The following is a 16,613-nucleotide window of genomic DNA, read 5'->3' as shown; positions in this document are numbered from 1 at the left end:
ACTTTAGGACCTGCTACGTCATGCCACTTGACAATGCTTCTCTCATATTAAAAGGTCAGAGCCGAAGCTCTGACCTTGTGTTTCTAGAGGGCTATTTTTGTCAGGTACCTTTCTGCTCGGGTCTCTAAGAATCCCGCGATCTGGACTAGTGACAAACCAGCCTGCATAACAAGCTTCTACGCCAGACGAGATGAGAAGTGATATCTCGGTCGTCTGCCCAACTAGAAGCTTCTGGAGGATAAGAACCAACTCCTACAATGCTGGCTTCTCTGCTAAAGAGTAACTACTCTCAAACTGTACGCTATCTAGCGCGTACTAAAAGGCAGAGGTTACATCGGAGGAGTGGTTCTGGGAAACGAAATGGGAAGCCACCATTTCATCCTGCTCAGAAGCCTCTTCCATTGCTCTGTACATCGGAACCACCTCCGTTCTAAGTAACACTCTCGACTACGTTGTTACTTCTTTCATACCCAAAAAGAGCCCATAAAACTACGACTTTTGTGTAGTCTCGGCGAGTGGTTGGTATGAGAGTGCAAGCGGCGCAAGCATCAAAGTCTTGCTAGTCTTACAATGACTAATAAACAAGAAAGTTTAGCTGCTAAAGCAGCTGCATATATTTTTATTGGGTACATATGAAAGGAATACGAACACATATGGCTAAAAAACAAACTCCCTTAAGGATTATTCCTTTGGGAGGCTTGGACGGTATTGGCAAGAACATGACTGCCTTTGAGTATGGCGACGACATGATTTTGCTCGATGCTGGTTTAATGTTTCCCGAAGACAACCAGCCTGGAATTGATTTGATTTTGCCAGACTATAGCTATGTGCTCGAAAACGAGCACAAGCTTCGCGGCATACTTATTACCCATGGTCACGAGGATCATACGGGCGCTTTGCCATATCTTTTGGCTGATCTCAACCACAAAGTGCCAATTTATTCCAGCAAGATGACCTTGGGCATCATCGAAGGCAAGCTTGCAGAGCACAAAATTAATGCTCCTCGTTTTCGCGAGGTTCAAAATGGTACTCACATCAATCTGGGCAACTTCTCTATCGATTTCTTCTCGGTAACACACTCTATCCCAGGTGCTCTTGGTGTATATATCCGTACGCCAGCAGGCTCAGTGTTGCACACCTGTGATTTTAAACTCGATCAGACACCCATTGATGGCGTGAGAACCAATTTCCAAGCTATCTCTCGCTTTGCCACTATGGGCATCGATTTGTTGCTATCAGATTCTACTAACGCCACTCAACCAGGCTTTACAGCAAGTGAAGCAACGGTTGGTCCGACCCTGCGCCATATCATTAAGAATGCTCCTGGCAGGGTATTTGTGGCGAGCTTCTCCAGCCACATCCATAGAATCCAGCAGGTTTGTGATGCCGCCACCTCTGTTGGTCGCAAAGTTGTGGTGACAGGGCGGTCCATGGTGACCAATACGAGGGTTGCTCGAGAACTTGGTTATTTACATGTAGACAAAAAAAATCTCATTGATGCATTTGAAATTGGAGAGACTCCTGACGACAAAGTTGTTGTGATGTGTACTGGTAGTCAAGGCGAGCCTATGAGCGCCCTTGGTCGCATGGCAACAGGTGATCATAAGTCACTACAAATTACAGCGAATGACACCGTGATTATTTCTGCAACGCCTGTTCCTGGTAACGAGAAAAGCGTGCAGGGTATTATCAACGCCCTTACCAAAATAGGTTGCACCATCTATGACAAGACTAACGCAACGGTACATGTCTCGGGGCATGCACGCCAAGAAGAACTCAAACTTATGCTTGCGCTTTGCAAGCCACACTACTTTGCTCCCGTCCACGGTGAAGCAGTGCATCTTGCAGCGCACGCAAAACTTGCCATGGCGATGGGTATGCCCAAAGATCATATCTTTATTGCCAATAATGGCGATGCGCTTGAGGTTGTTGATGGCAAGCTACGTTGGGGTAAAGGTGTCGAATCCGGTTTGATATATGTTGATGGCCTCAGCATTTCAAATGTTGACCCCATTCTTTTCCGTGACAGGCAAAAGCTCAGCGAGGACGGTATCATTACTGTGGTTGTGACGGTAGGAAAGAGGAGCCACAAGGCAAACGATATTGAGTTTTCTGCTCGTGGTGTTGCATATGCGGCCGATGAGGCTCTCATGAGTGATGCCACAGCCAACGTGCGTCAGACGGTTGAGCGTCAGGCACAATCGAAGGGCGCAAGTGTTGACCAGATTCGCCGTACAGTTCGTGGTAGTCTTTCTAACTTCATTTGGTCGCGTACCCATACAAGACCTATGGTGATTCCGGTGGTAATGGAGGTCTAATGCCCTCAAGACGCAGATCAAACGCAGCAGAGTTGCGGGGCAGACAAGGACGTCAACGTCAGGGTATGAGGCGTGCGGCAAAGCAAGCTCCTACACCCCGTAGCGCTGAGGCAAATGACATTATTGGTGTTTTGCTCCTTGCACTTGCAGCAGCCATGGCTGTAGCTTTGCTGCTGACCACACCTGCCCCAGTAACCCAAAAGGCAGGAGAGTTCTTAAGTTGGCTCTTTGGTAGGGGTGCACTTTTATGTCCCCTCAGTATTGCTTTGTTTGCTCTTACATTCTTTGCTGATGGACATGGACCCCTCTCGGGTCATGTTGCCCTAGGCCTTTCGTTGATGCTGCTGGCTATTTTGAGTCTTATGTCACTGAGCTTTCCTGGAGGCGAAGCAGATCCTGACCTTGTCTTGTCAAAAGAAGTTTTGTTTAACCGTGGTGGCTATGTAGGTGGGGCAATTGCTTGGGGCTTGCTGAAGAGTGTGGGCTTTGGCGTAGGTGTGGTATTGCTCAGTGGCATTATTCTTGTTGGTCTTGTCGTCTGTGGCTTTTCTATCTCAGGTGCCATTGCGCATATCAAGGCAAAAGCTTCGGATGCGGGTAGTAGTTTGCAAGAAGCTCGTGAGCGTCATTTTGAAGAGCTTCGGCAGCGCAAAGCAGAACGCGCACAGAAGCGCATTGAGCGTCGAAACGCGCGTGCTGCCGCCTCGCCTGTAATCGAGCAAGATTGGGCTGGCCAAGATGAATGGGTAGATGCTTCCGAGCCCGATCCTACAACTCCAGCAACAAGTTTTATTGGTGCGCGCAAAACTACGGTGTTGCGTCGTAATAAAAAATCGATTGCAAGTCCCGAACTCGTAAATGTTGCTGAAGATGATGCAGAGGAGACAACAAAACAAACTCAACTCACCCAGCGTTTGACGCGTTCTAAAAAGTCTGATTCCAAGTCCAAAAAAGACAAAACTCCTTCTATCCCTGAGTTTTTACGTGCGCAGTTTGTTGAGCAGGACGAACTGCCCTATGATGAAGACGCATCAGCTACAACTACTGAGAGCCTTCAGACTCCCAAAGCTCAGCGTAAGCAGTTCAAAACGTCCACGACTTCTGCGGTAAACGTACACACTCAGGCACAATCTATTCATGCACGTCCCGGGGATTCCACCCAGGAGTTTAAACTTCCACCCTTTGAGATGCTTTCCTCTAATCCTCATAGTGCCCAAAGTGCATCAACCGATGCTGAGCTAACTTCAACTATGCGTAGACTTCAGTCAACTTTGTCCGAATTTGGTCTTAGCAGCAAAGTTGTTGACTATGTTTCTGGTCCTCTTGTTACCACATTTCAAGTAGAAATGGGGGAGGGCGAGCGAGTAAATAAAATTGTTAATCTTGAGGATGATATTGCACTCACCTTAGCAGCTGAATCTGTGCGTATTTTTGCACCCATTCCTGGCACTTCGCGAGTTGGTATCGAAATTCCCAACAAGAAACGCGAAAGTGTCTGCATCGGGGATGTTTTACCTTATGCCAAGGGCGGCCCACTGGAATTTGCGGTTGGTCGCGATGCAGGTGGCAAAGCAGTTATTGCAGACTTGGCCAAGATGCCACACTTATTGGTAGCAGGTTCTACTGGTTCGGGTAAGTCTGTGATGATTAACAGTCTTATTATGTCTATCTTGATGCGCGATACGCCCAAGCAGGTTCGGCTCATTTTGGTTGACCCGAAGCGTGTTGAGTTCTCGGGCTATAACGGTCTTCCACACCTCTACGTACCCGTGGTAACCGAGCCGCGTCAAGCCGCGAGTGCACTTCAGTGGGCAGTATCCGAGATGGAGCGGAGACTCAAGGTATTTGAACGCGCAGGTGCTCGAAATATCACCATTTATAACGAGATGTGTACCACAGGTAAGCTCTCCGAGATGGATAATCCACCTGAGCCTATGCCCTTTATGGTTATCATTATCGATGAGCTTTCTGACCTCATGATGGTTGCTGGCAAAGACGTTGAAGCATCTATTGTTCGCATTGCTCAACTTGCGCGTGCAGCGGGCATTCATCTTGTACTTGCTACCCAGCGCCCTTCAGCTGATGTGGTAACAGGTCTTATTAAGTCCAATATTGAGACGCGTATTGCGCTTTCAGTTGCCTCGAGCATGGACTCGCGTGTCATTCTTGATCAGACGGGTGCCGATCGCCTGTTAGGTAATGGTGACATGCTTTTTAAGTTCCGAGGCCATCGTACACGGCGTATTCTTGGCTGCTATGTTGCTGATGCAGAGATCGAATCTGTTGTTGCGCATTGGTGTGATCAGGGTGAGCCCGATTACCATGAGGAAATTCTTACTCAGGTGATTCCTGGTCAGCCTAGTAATGGTGCTTCAACAGGTGACGATGAAGATGATCCTTTGGTATGGCAAGCCGCACAAATTGTCGTGGAATCTCAGCTAGGTTCGACCAGTGGACTTCAGCGCCGACTCAAGGTGGGATACGCTAGAGCAGGACGTATCATGGATATGCTTGCTGCCAAAGGTATAGTAGGTCCTCCTGATGGTTCCAAGCCCCGTGAAGTTCTTCTTGATGAAGATGGACTAGAGCAATTGAAGGAAGCAGAGCAAAAATTCCGGGAGGTGTAAGAGATGGCTAGACCTCGCTTTAGCGAAATTTTGTATCGTCGTAGACGCGAGCTGGGCATCAGCACTGCACAAGCCTCTCGTGTTCTTCGACTTAAAGAGCAGGTTATTATTGCTTTTGAAGAAGGCTGTTGGGATGATATGCCCAAAAGTGGCTATGCCCAAGGCATGCTTGCTTCCTATGCAAACTACCTTGGTCTCGATGCTCAGCGTTTGACGCGTCAGTTTGCCTCTGATTTAGCTGATTATCAGTCGGGAGGCGATCATCAATCACGAAGACGTGGTTTGGGTGATGGCGCGCGTATGCCCGTAGAGACACGTCGGAGTCGTACCGAGCATGAAAATTCTGGTGCCCGTGGACTATTGCCAACCTCTGGTGGATATGCAGGTGACCTCGCTGGATTTTCAACTGTTTCTCCCGTACATTCTCGCAGCTATGAACAACCCTATAGTGGCGGTTATGGCACCTACGACAATCAAAGTCGGGATGTTCGTGGACGTTTGCAAGACGGAGAAAAGCGCTATACCATGCTCGCTCCAGATACCGCAGAACCTCGCCGTGCAGCACGTGCCCAAGCTCAGCGCGCACGTGGCAGAGATCAACTGCGAGTTGATGGCTATGGTGACTCTAGTCGCGACAATCGACTTGCTGTAGCGCGCCCGCAGCGCCAGCGGTCAGCTTATCGTCCTCGTGTCCCGATTCAGACAGAAAATCATGCAGCTCCCACCGCGCTTCCACGTCCTGAACGCGATTATGTTACTCGACGTAGGGTTGAGCCCAGTGACTATGTTGATGATCTGCGTTATAACGATCAAGCCAATCCATACCAGATGGCATCTGCTGGAGCGGGACGTGCCGGCGCGCGTCGTATAGTCGACGCTCAGCGGCCTAATGTTCGCAGACAGCAGAGGAGAACTTCTTCTCAAAATCCAAATAGGCGTAACAGACGACCTCAGCAGCCCCAAGGTCTGCTTGGTATGATATCGAGCATTTTTTCTGACAATATAAAGCTGATTGTTATTATTCTTTTGGTGTTGGCAGTTATTTTGTTTATGCTCATTATTTCGTCAGTGACATCTTGTACTTCAAATATGGCCTCAAATGGCCGTAGCAATACCGTTGCTGTCTCTACAACCAAGACTAAAAAAACTGATGAGAACGATCCTGCTACTCAGGCTACTCAGTCAAATACCGACACGGGATCTGACCTCAATGTTCCTGAGGTAGCAAAGACACAAAAGAGTGAAACTAAAGTTGAGGTTACAGTAGCTATTGCAGATGGTGGTGTGAGCTGGGTTGAAGTAACGGTAGATGGTGAAAGTAAAGAAGCAGATACTCTTACTGGTCCTTGGTCTGCCACATACAATGTCACCAAAGCGATGCAGGTGGAGGTTTCTGATCCTACGGCTGTTACGGTTACGCGTAATGGCAAGGTTCAAAGCTTTGATCAAAAAGCTTCTGGTGTTGGTTCGATTACTATCGATGGGCCTGCTGCAAATGATGAGAATGCCACTAAGGATGGCGGCAAAAATAGTTCCAGCAAAGATGGCAATTCTACGAGCCAAGGCGGTATGAGTTTTGATGAGCAATCTACGTCAGATACTGACCAACAATAACGATTTGAGATAGGTGTAACTGTGGACAAAGTCCAAACTGCCGAAGCAATACTGCCCAGAAACGATGCAGAAGAAAAAAAGTTTTTGATAGTTACGCTCGGCTGTGCAAAAAATGAAGTCGATAGTGATCGTATGCGTTCTTTGCTCTTGGCGGGTGGTCTTAAAGAAACTCAAGAGAGTGCTGATGCAGACGTGGCTTTAATTAATACCTGCTCTTTTTTGGCATCAGCGACGACTGAGTCAGTTGAAACCACTCTTGATTTAGCAGAGGCGGTCTCACAGGGAGTGCGAAACTGTCCTCTTATCATGTGCGGCTGCGTTCCTTCACGCTACGGCGCAGCGCTTCCTACTGAACTTCCCGAGGTTGCCGCTTTTGTGCGCACTGATGAGGAAGACAATATTCTTAGCGTGGTGCATGATGTTCTAGGCATGAAGGATAGTGAGGTTCCTCATCTTGCGGGACATATGCTGCGCACCATTTCGGGTGCAAGTGCTTATGTAAAAATTTCTGACGGCTGTGATCGCTTCTGCGCTTTTTGTGCGATCCCCTCTATTCGCGGTCGCTATGTTTCTCGTCCTGCTTCAGAAATTCTGACTGAAATTAGTGAGCTGGCAAAAGGTGGTGTTCGTGAAATTGTTCTCATTGGCCAAGACACGGGCATCTGGGGCTCTGATTTTAAGCAGCCCTCCACACTCGCAGCTCTCATGCGTCAGGCCGCTGAAGTTATGCGACCTTACAAGGGTTGGATTCGTGTACTTTACCTGCAACCTGAAGGAATGACCGAAGAGCTGATTTCTACCATTCGTGATACTCCAGAAATTTTGCCTTATATCGATATTCCCATCCAGCATTGTAATGAACGTGTCCTCAAAGCTATGGGTCGGTCTGGAAGCAGAGAACAACTCAGTGAACTCTTTGCACATTTGCGTCAAGAAATTCCAGGTATGGTACTGCGCACGACAGGAATGGCAGGCTTTCCTGGTGAGACAGACGAAGAGGCCGATGAACTCCTTGATTTTTTGGCTGAGGAGGGCTTTGATTACACATCGGTTTTTGCGTATTCACCCGAAGATGGTACCCGTGGTGCACGTATGGCTGACCAGATACCTGAAGATATCAAACTTGAACGTGCTCAGCGTTTGCAGGATTTAGCCGACGAGATGGGCTTTGCTGCCACCGCAAAACACCTTGGTGAACAGGTTGATGTCATTATTGATGGCATTGAAGAAGGTGAAGATGGACTTGAGCTGATTGGTCATACGTGGTTTCAGGCACCAGATTCCGATGGAGCGGTACATATTGCCCAAGGAGAAGCCTCTGTTGGTGATATTGTTAGCTGTGAGCTGGTAGATTGTGTCTGTTATGAGCTGTATGGAACTATCTGTAAGTAGTCAGATGGGAGCGCTAAGTAAAATGGATGAACAAAAAGCAATTGAGCACGGTCCAGAAGCGGCTGCTATAAAACCAAAGCCAAAGCCAAAATCTGCAATCGTTCGTGAAAAAGGTACTCAAACAAGCGCTGCAGCGGTTTCTGATCGGACTCATCATCCCCGCAAACCTGCCAATCGCAGACCTGCAAGCAAACGTCGTGCCACGTCCGCTGCCAAGCCCAAGGCAAGTGCTACCAAAGATTCCCGTGCCAAGACAGGTTTACGCAGCAGCTCTGTTTGGACTGCTGCAAACATTGTTACCTGTATTCGTGTTTTGTTTATTCCTGTGTGGCTCTTTGTTGCAGAGGCTGTCCCTGCCTCGAGCGGTACTACATTTTCTTTCCCCGCATTGCTTGTAGCGCTTTTTTATATAGCGATTTCCCTTACTGATAAGCTTGATGGCTATCTTGCACGCAGCAGGGGAGAGATTACCACTTTTGGTAAATTCCTTGACCCGATTGCAGATAAACTCGTGGTTTTAGTTGCACTTTCTTTCTTGCTTGAGCAGCATATGGTTAGTAGTTGGGTGCTACTTGTTATCATTGCTCGAGAATTTTTGGTATCTGGTTTGCGTATGGTTATTGCATCCAAAGGCGTTGTTATTGCCGCTAGCGAGCTTGGTAAGTGGAAAACCGCCATCACTATGATTGCAATTTCTGGTTTGCTTGTCGTACGTACGCTATCTGCAGGCATGTTTTTCAATGTGCTTATGGGATTCTTCCAAATTGTCATGCTTGCTGCTGTTTTGCTGACCGCTTGGTCTGGCATTGACTACTTCATCAAGGGTTGGCGTTATTTACTTGATGAGGAGTAAAAAATGTCTAACGGTGAGGAGCTACAACGAGCTATAACACAGACTGCTTCTCAACTTGTTCACGATGCGACGGCAAAAGGGTTGCAACTAGGCACTGCTGAATCTTGTACAGCAGGCCTTGTTGTTGCAACCATTGCCGATATCCCTGGTGCCTCTGCAATACTTAAGGGAGGCATTGTGAGTTATGCCATTACCGTTAAACAAGCCATACTAGGTGTTTCAAAAGATATTTTTGAGACGCCAGAATTAGGTGCTGTATCTGCAGAGTGCGCCCAACAAATGGCAGATGGGGCAGTTAAGACTCTTTCCTGTGATGTTGCTGTATCAGTAACAGGCATAGCTGGTCCTGGTGGTGCAGAGCCTGGTAAACCTGTTGGAACCGTTTGGTTTGGTCTGAGTTCTTCCAAAACGCTACGTAGCCTTTGTTGCCACTTTGATGGTGATCGTATGATGGTGCGCAGGCAAGCAGTCCTCCAAGCTCTCCAACTTCTTTTAGAAGCGGTCCATGAATGGTAAACGAAACTGCCTATCTATTTGAAAAATTTTTTGTTTACTTGATAGATTTCCTCATAAAACAATGAGAAACAATATGGCAGATTTGAGCAAGTTGCAGCTAGTAATAATGGCAGTCTGATAGTTGCAGACTGCCCAAATACTGGTTTTTAGCTGCCCTCTTTTTTATTTGCAAGCTCAGGTAGACTGGGGGAGTGCGTTGACACCGAACGGTTGTTCGTTTAGACTGCATATGGTCAAAAATAAAAGGGAAGGGTTGGCATGGCAAAGTCAAAGGCCGCTGCTCGTGAGGTCCATAGCAAAACGTATGGCACTGAACGCGACAAGATGATAGAGAGTACCACCGCAGAAATTCAGAAGCGCTTTGGCAATGGTGCCATTATGCGTTACGGTGATGATGGTCCCGATCTTGAAGTAGAGGCTATTCCTACAGGAAGTCTTGCTTTGGATGCTGCATTGGGTATTGGCGGTGTACCTCGCGGTCGTATTGTCGAGATTTATGGCCCCGAATCTTCTGGTAAAACCACTCTTTCTTTGCAAATTTTGGCTGAAGCTCAGGCGATGGGTGGGGTTGTAGCTTTTATCGATGCTGAGCATGCATTGGACCCAGGTTATGCAGCGCGCCTCGGTGTTGACATTGATGAAGTACTCATTTCTCAGCCTGATACAGGTGAGCAAGCGCTTGAGATTTGCGACATGCTTGTACGTTCTGGTGCAATTGATGTGGTTGTTGTTGACTCCGTCGCTGCTCTTGTACCTAAAGCAGAGATTGAAGGTGAGATTGGCGACACTACTGTTGGTCTGCAGGCACGCTTGATGAGTCAAGCCTTGCGCAAGCTTGCAGGTTCTCTGTCTAAGTCCCAGACTACCTGCATCTTTATCAATCAACTTCGTGAAAAAATTGGTGTGATGTTCGGTAACCCAGAGACTACCCCTGGCGGGCGTGCTCTCAAGTTTTTCTCTTCGGTGCGCATGGATATTCGCCGGGTGGACTCCATCAAAAAAGATGGTGATATCATTGGCAATCGCGTGCGTGTCAAGGTAGTAAAAAACAAAGTTGCGCCTCCTTTCCGTCAAGCAGAATTTGACATAATGTATGGCACGGGTATTTCCAAGGAAGGCTCTGTCCTTGATATGGGTGTTGACTATAAGATTGTCAACAAATCTGGCTCTTGGTATACCTACGGCGAAGAACGTCTTGGACAAGGCCATGAGGCTGCCAAAGAATTCCTGGCGAGCAATCCCGAATTACGCGATGAGATTGAAAATCAGGTGCGTGTTGCTTGTGGTCTTATTTTGGGTGACGAGCGCGTAGGGATGCCCACTATGCCCGAAAATCTTACTACTGACATTGACGATCCTGTAAAGTAGTTTTATGTATGTCAGATTTTGAAATACGAGTTGAGCTTCCAGATAAAAATCACTACCCCTCATTCGGTCGAAAAAGGGGTAGCGTTTTTTACATCGAAGACTCCTTGGGTGAAGAAAAAATACTGGTACCTGTTGCTGTGGCGCGCTCACTCAAAAAGTCCTTAGATCATGATGAGATTTACCCTACTTCTCGTGCGGAGCTTTTGTATCAGCTAGGTGAAATCACTCAGCGTTGCGCAACGCAGAGATTGGCAAATCTGCTTAATCGACGTGATTATTCATGTTTGGAAGTAAGTCGCAAATTGCAAGAAGATGGTTATACTCGGCAAACTATCGAAGAGTTGATAAAACATGCCAAAAAGGGGAGAGCTCTCGACGATCAGCGCTATGCCGCTATATATATCCGCTCAAAAATTAATGTTGGTTGGGGTCCCAAACGCATCGAAAAAGAACTTGCCTTAAAGGGCATCGATCTCAATGAAATAGAGGGTTGGCCCGAAGAGTTTATTGATTTAGAAAACCAGACTGAACGCGCCTATGAACTTGCGAGCAAACGTAGCTTAAGTGGCAAAAATGATTTTCAAAAGCTCGTGCGTTTTCTTATGAGTAGAGGGTTTACCATGAGAGATGCAATTCCTGCCGTTAAGCAGGTTCTTAAAGAAGCAACTGAAGAGGATAAATAGGCTTTTATCTGCACCTATGTTATTTTTTATCTAAATATTTCTGCAAGCTTTAATTTGACAGTTTGTCTGCTAGCGCATACAGTTGAAGGGTCACCAGAGTGATCTCGTCGCGTTTTTGATGCGACATTGAATAGTTTTGTTTATTATTGATGTCTTTTCATTGCGGGGTTGAGTTTCGTCAGGTGGCGGGTCTTTTCATGAGCCTATGAGGGTCCCTTATTTTTGAATATTATGATTTACCACCTGAGGAGTACGTATGGGTCCATTATTTTTTGCAGTAGGTCTTGTGTGCCTACTTTTAGGCATAGGAATTACCTATGTAGTTATCAATAATTCTGCCAATTCTAAAGCTAAAGCTGCTGAGGCACGTATTAGTGAAGCTGAGACTGAGGCTAAGCGTATTGCCGAAGATGCTGTTCGTGATGCACAAAATGCTAAACGTGCAGCTCAAGTAGAAACTCGTGAAGAAATTCTTCAACTCCGCCAAAAGTATGATGTTGAGGAGAAGCAGCGCAAAGGTGAAATTAACCAGATGGAGCAGCGTGTACTTCAGCGCGAAGAGTTGCTTGATAAACGTTCTGATTCTCTTGATCGTAAGGAACATCAGCTTGCCAGTCTTCAGGGTCAGATAGAAAGTCGCGGCCGTCAAGTTGATGCTTTGGTGCAAAAGCAAAGCAGCGAACTTGAACGTATTTCTTCTCTGACGTGGGAAGATGCTCGCCAGGAGTTACTTGACCGTGTGCGTGCAGATACCGTGCGCGAAGAAGCTCAAATTCTACGCGATTCTGAGCAGCGCATCAAAGCCCAAGCTGATAAAACCGCTCGTGAGATTGTTACCACGGCAATTCAGCGTTGTGCAGCTGACCAAGCCGGTGAGATTACCGTTACCAGTGTTCACATCCCTTCTGACGACCTTAAAGGTCGTATCATTGGTCGCGAAGGTCGCAATATCCGCGCTTTTGAGCAGATTTCTGGTGTCTCATTAGTTATTGACGATACGCCTGAGACGGTGGTGCTTTCAAGTTTTAATCCTGTACGTCGTGAGACGGCACGTGTCGCTCTTGAAAATCTTATTGCAGATGGTCGTATTCACCCTGCACGTATTGAAGAGATGTACAACAAGGCAGAGAAGCTCGTTGCCGAGCGTGTCCAAGAGGCAGGAGAAACTGCTGCATTTGATACTGGCATTCATGATCTGCACCCCGAGATTATCAAAGTCTTAGGTGCCCTCAAATACCGCACCTCCTTTGGACAAAATGTACTCATGCACTCTGTGCAGGTGGCATCTCTCTGTGGCATCATGGCAGATGAGCTTGGTATGGATCCTACCCCCGCCAAACGCGCTGGCCTGCTCCATGATATTGGCAAGGCAATTGACCATGAGGTGGAGGGTCCCCACGCTGTTATTGGCGCGGATCTTTGCCGACGTTATGGTGAGCGTGCTGATATAGTTCACGCTATTGAAGCCCACCATGCCGATGTAGAACCTCAGACGGTCTTGGACGTCTTGGTGCAAGCTGCAGATGCCATTTCTGCTGCTCGTCCTGGTGCTCGTCGTGAATCTGCTGAAAGCTACATCAAACGTCTCGAGCGTCTTGAAGAAATTTCCAACTCCCATGAAGGTGTTGAGCGCACGTATGCCATGCAGGCTGGTCGTGAGCTGCATGTCATGGTTAAGCCCGAACAGATTAGTGATGTCGAGTCGGTAGTCCTCGCTCACGATATTGCCCAGCAAATTGAAAACGAGATGGAATATCCTGGACAGGTTAGAGTGGTTGTTATTCGTGAGTCTCGTGCAGTAGACGTAGCCAAGTAGGCCTTCTTTTATGGTAGAAAGTTTCCCTGATCTTGCAGAATTTGTAGCTCAGGTCGCAGGTAAGGGTCTGAGAGTCGAAGAAAGTCTCGGCCAGGGCTTTGTTCGTCTGCGCGTTGATGAAGCAGAGCGTAGGCAGGCTGCTCATGACATTCGCAATGTTGAGGATGTCATAGTGGAACTTTTGCGTAATGCACGCGATGCGGGAGCAAATCACATTTATGTCGCCACGTCTCGCGAAGGTGATCGGCGCACCATTACCATGTTGGACGACGGCACAGGTATTCCTTTTGAGTTACAAGAACGCATTTTTGATGCTCGTGTTACTTCAAAGCTCGAAACGATGCATATGGATCGCTGGGGTGTACACGGTCGTGGTATGGCTTTATATTCAGTACGTACCAATGCAGATTCAGCCCGTGTCATTTGCTCTGCTCCTGGCAAGGGAAGCTCGATACAGGTGGTTACTAATATCAATAAAATTGCTGAAAAAGCCGATCAATCCACGTGGCCTGTCATCGACAGCGATGAGGATGAACAAACCATACTTCGGGGACCTCACAATATCATTCGTGCCTGTGCTGAATTTGCCCTCGAAGAGAGGGGAGCCTGTGAAGTATTTCTTGGTTCTGCCGCAGATATTGTTGCCACTGCCCGCAAACGAGCTCGCCCCCAGCTAGAAGCTACCAAACTTTTATTCCTTGAAAGCCTCGATGAACTACAGCTACTTGAACGCATCCATGAGGCAGCAGATGCAAGCGAACTTGCAAGGGTGGCAGCTGAGCTTGGATTGAGTATTTCTGAACGTACCGCTCATCGCATACTTTCTGGTGCTATCAAACCACTTCGTAGCGTCTATGCTCGTCTTAGTCATTCTCGTTTTGCTTCTAGTGCCAACAAACAGATAGACCTTAAAAAGGATCAACGCGGATTACGCATTACTCCGCAAGATGCTGAGGAATTTTCTCGTCTCATGGAACGTGATTTTTCTTTTTTGGCACAACGCTACTATCTAGAGTTGGCTTCTGCACCTCGAATACATGCAGGAAAAGGTAGGGTTACCGTGAGTTTTGAATTGGCGGGTGGGGATTAAATACTTTTTGCTTGCCTTATAGATTTGATTCATCATAGGATAAAATACCGCAGGTAGCACTAATAGACATACTCATTGGATACTTAAATACAGCAGTTTAATTGCAGGAGCAACAAATGGAATTTTTGAAGGTCTCAAGTAAGTCTTCACCCGCATCGGTAGCAGGTGCTATCGCAGGCATGGTTAAAGATGGCGTTCCTTGCCAAATGCAGGCAGTTGGTGCCGGTGCTGTCAATCAAGCTATAAAAGCTGTTGCCATTGCTCGAGGCTTTCTCATTCCTACGGGCACAGATATTAGTTGTGCTCCCACCTTTGCCGATATCGAAATTGGCGGTCAATCGCGAACAGCGGTGCGTATTGCCATATATGTACATCCCATAACTCTTGGTGGCAATTCACAGTCCATTCCTGTAGTCATGCATGCTGACGATTATGGGGTTGATTTATGACGTTAGATAATCACGCTTTGACAGGTCGTACCTATTTCGTAAAAACTTTTGGTTGCCAAATGAATCTCCATGACAGCGAGCGAGTGGCTGGTCTTTTGGACAGTTGTGGATGCATCGCCGTGGCTACGCCTGAAGAAGCTGACATCGTGGTTTATATGACCTGCGCTGTACGCGAAAACGCTGACCAGCGCCTTTATGGTCAAGCATCTTCTATGGTGAGTGCTCCCAAACCTCCTTCAGGTCGAAGGATTGTGGCTATAGGTGGTTGTGTTGCACAACGTGATGGCGAAGATATTCGGCTGCATATCCCTGGCGTAGATGTTGTCTTTGGCACCAGTGCTATAGCTGAGCTTCCAGGGCTTATTGAACATGCTCTTCAACGTGATTCAAATGTTCCTGAGGTAGATATTCAAGAAGCAGGACGAGGCTTTTCCACCGAGCTTCCCAGTAGGCGTGCCAATAGTTTTCATGCATGGGTGCCCATCATGAGTGGCTGCAATAACTTCTGCACGTACTGCATCGTGCCGTATGTGCGTGGACGTGAAAAAAGTCGCATCCTAGAGCGTATTGTTGATGAGTGCCAGCATCTCGTTGCTGATGGCGTACGTGAAATCTGTTTGTTAGGCCAAAATGTCAACAGCTATGGTCGTGACCTCTATGGAAAACCTCGTTTTGCTGAGCTGTTACGTGAAGTAGGCAAGACTGGTATTGAGCGTATTCGCTTTACTTCTTCTAACCCCAAAGATTTGAGCGATGAAACTATTGCTGCTATGGCAGAGACTGCTGCTGTAATGCCGCAGCTACACTTGGCAGTACAGTCTGGATCGACGCGCATTCTCAAGGCTATGAACCGTAGTTATACCAGAGATGAGTATCTTGATTTGACTCGTCGTTTGCGCGTTGCCATACCGGATATTACGCTTTCTACCGATATCATTGTTGGATTTCCCGGAGAGACCGAAGAAGATTTTCTTGAAACACTTTCATTGGTAGATGAAGCAGGTTTTGATACTGCGTATACCTTTATCTATTCACCTCGTCCCGGCACACCTGCTGCCCGTATGGAAATCAAGACAACTCATGAAGAAATTCAGGATCGCTTTGACCGCCTAGCCAAACGCATTGAACAACGTGCTCATGAGGCAAACGCTCCTTATCAAGGACGTATGGTAGAGTCTTTAGTAGAAGGCACATCAAAACGTAATGCACAGGTTTTAACGGGTCATAGCCCACACAATCAGACGGTGCTGTTTGATTTACCTGAAGGACGGATGCCTGAAGAATTTATTGGCAAGCTCTGCGATGTGCGCGTGGAGGAGGCTCGTACCTGGTATTTGCGTGGCAGCATGGTAGGTGCAGCCCGATGACTCAGCGCGATCCCCTTATTGCGATTGTTGGTCCTACAGCTTCTGGTAAGAGTTCTCTTGCCGAGAATGTTGCTCTTACCTTGGCTTCGGCTGTCATTTCCATCGATGCTATGCAGATTTACAAAGGGATGGATATAGGCACGGCTAAGACAGCTCTATCAGAACGACGCTGCCCCTTGCTGATGGTTGATGTAGCAGAAATCGGTGAAGCATATTCAGCTCGTCTTTTTCAAAAAGTTGCGCGCAAGGAAATCGATACTCTTCTTGCCGCTCATAAAACTCCCGTACTTTGTGGTGGTACTGGCTTGTATCTTAATGCTGTTATTGATGAGATGGACTTTCCTGCAGGCACTACAGGGGGAGCTTCTCGTGCGGCGTATGAGCAGTTAGCCAAGCAAAAGGGTGCTGAGGCCCTCTACTATGTGCTAGAAAATCGGGATCCCGAAAGTGCCAAACTTATTCATCCTCGTAATGTAAAGCGTATAGTGAGAGCGCTTGAGATGTCTGATGAGGGCATATC

At 47.4% G+C, this 16,613-nt stretch carries 13 protein-coding genes; all 13 read left to right on the top strand.

Translation table 11 applies throughout. The features are described from left to right. Positions 1-653: 653 nt before the first annotated feature. Positions 654-2,318: a ribonuclease J gene (locus tag Q0X25_RS04150; RefSeq protein ID WP_298579221.1), complete on the top strand. Its 1,665-nt coding sequence runs from the start codon at positions 654-656 to the stop codon at positions 2,316-2,318. Next, positions 2,318-4,945 carry a DNA translocase FtsK gene (locus Q0X25_RS04145; RefSeq protein ID WP_298579219.1) on the top strand — a complete coding sequence of 876 codons (2,628 nt, stop codon included), beginning with the start codon at positions 2,318-2,320 and terminating at the stop codon, positions 4,943-4,945. Before Q0X25_RS04150 ends, Q0X25_RS04145 begins: the two co-directional genes overlap by 1 nt. A gap of 3 nt (positions 4,946-4,948) precedes the next feature. Next, positions 4,949-6,559, top strand: a complete 1,611-nt coding sequence (locus Q0X25_RS04140) for a helix-turn-helix transcriptional regulator (RefSeq protein WP_298579216.1) — start codon at positions 4,949-4,951, stop codon at positions 6,557-6,559. 51 nt (positions 6,560-6,610) lie between these two features. Continuing rightward, positions 6,611-7,951: a 30S ribosomal protein S12 methylthiotransferase RimO gene (gene rimO, locus Q0X25_RS04135; protein ID WP_298579225.1), complete on the top strand. Its 1,341-nt coding sequence runs from the start codon at positions 6,611-6,613 to the stop codon at positions 7,949-7,951. Positions 7,952-7,973: 22 nt separating this feature from the next. After that, positions 7,974-8,804 carry a CDP-diacylglycerol--glycerol-3-phosphate 3-phosphatidyltransferase gene (gene pgsA / locus Q0X25_RS04130; RefSeq protein ID WP_367270393.1) on the top strand — a complete coding sequence of 277 codons (831 nt, stop codon included), beginning with the start codon at positions 7,974-7,976 and terminating at the stop codon, positions 8,802-8,804. Between the two features lie 3 nt (positions 8,805-8,807). After that, positions 8,808-9,320, top strand: a complete 513-nt coding sequence (locus Q0X25_RS04125) for a CinA family protein (protein ID WP_298579214.1) — start codon at positions 8,808-8,810, stop codon at positions 9,318-9,320. A gap of 258 nt (positions 9,321-9,578) precedes the next feature. Then, a complete protein-coding gene (gene recA, locus Q0X25_RS04120) occupies positions 9,579-10,688 on the top strand; it encodes a recombinase RecA (protein WP_298579212.1) in 1,110 nt (369 codons plus the stop codon). A gap of 8 nt (positions 10,689-10,696) precedes the next feature. Then, positions 10,697-11,371 (top strand): regulatory protein RecX, encoded by a 675-nt coding sequence (locus Q0X25_RS04115; RefSeq protein WP_298579210.1) that lies wholly within the window; start codon positions 10,697-10,699, stop codon positions 11,369-11,371. A 256-nt stretch (positions 11,372-11,627) separates the two neighbouring features. Beyond that, a complete protein-coding gene (rny, locus tag Q0X25_RS04110; RefSeq protein WP_298579208.1) occupies positions 11,628-13,187 on the top strand; it encodes a ribonuclease Y in 1,560 nt (519 codons plus the stop codon). A 10-nt stretch (positions 13,188-13,197) separates the two neighbouring features. Then, positions 13,198-14,277, top strand: coding sequence for an ATP-binding protein (locus Q0X25_RS04105; RefSeq protein ID WP_298579206.1), 1,080 nt, complete (start codon positions 13,198-13,200; stop codon positions 14,275-14,277). Between the two features lie 116 nt (positions 14,278-14,393). Beyond that, positions 14,394-14,726, top strand: a complete 333-nt coding sequence (locus Q0X25_RS04100) for a stage V sporulation protein S (RefSeq protein ID WP_298579204.1) — start codon at positions 14,394-14,396, stop codon at positions 14,724-14,726. Further along, positions 14,723-16,093, top strand: coding sequence for a tRNA (N6-isopentenyl adenosine(37)-C2)-methylthiotransferase MiaB (gene miaB / locus Q0X25_RS04095; RefSeq protein WP_298579202.1), 1,371 nt, complete (start codon positions 14,723-14,725; stop codon positions 16,091-16,093). The genes Q0X25_RS04100 and miaB overlap by 4 nt, the downstream gene beginning before the upstream one ends. Continuing rightward, positions 16,090-16,613, top strand: a 524-nt coding sequence (locus Q0X25_RS04090) for a tRNA (adenosine(37)-N6)-dimethylallyltransferase MiaA (protein ID WP_298579199.1), incomplete at its 3' end; no start/stop codon positions are given. The genes miaB and Q0X25_RS04090, both read left to right, overlap by 4 nt.

Source organism: uncultured Olegusella sp. (assembly GCF_947253395.1).
Taxonomy (GTDB): Bacteria; Actinomycetota; Coriobacteriia; order Coriobacteriales; family Atopobiaceae; genus Olegusella.
The sequence above is the reverse complement of the archived record's forward strand: the minus strand, read 5'-3'. Positions and strand labels throughout refer to the sequence as shown.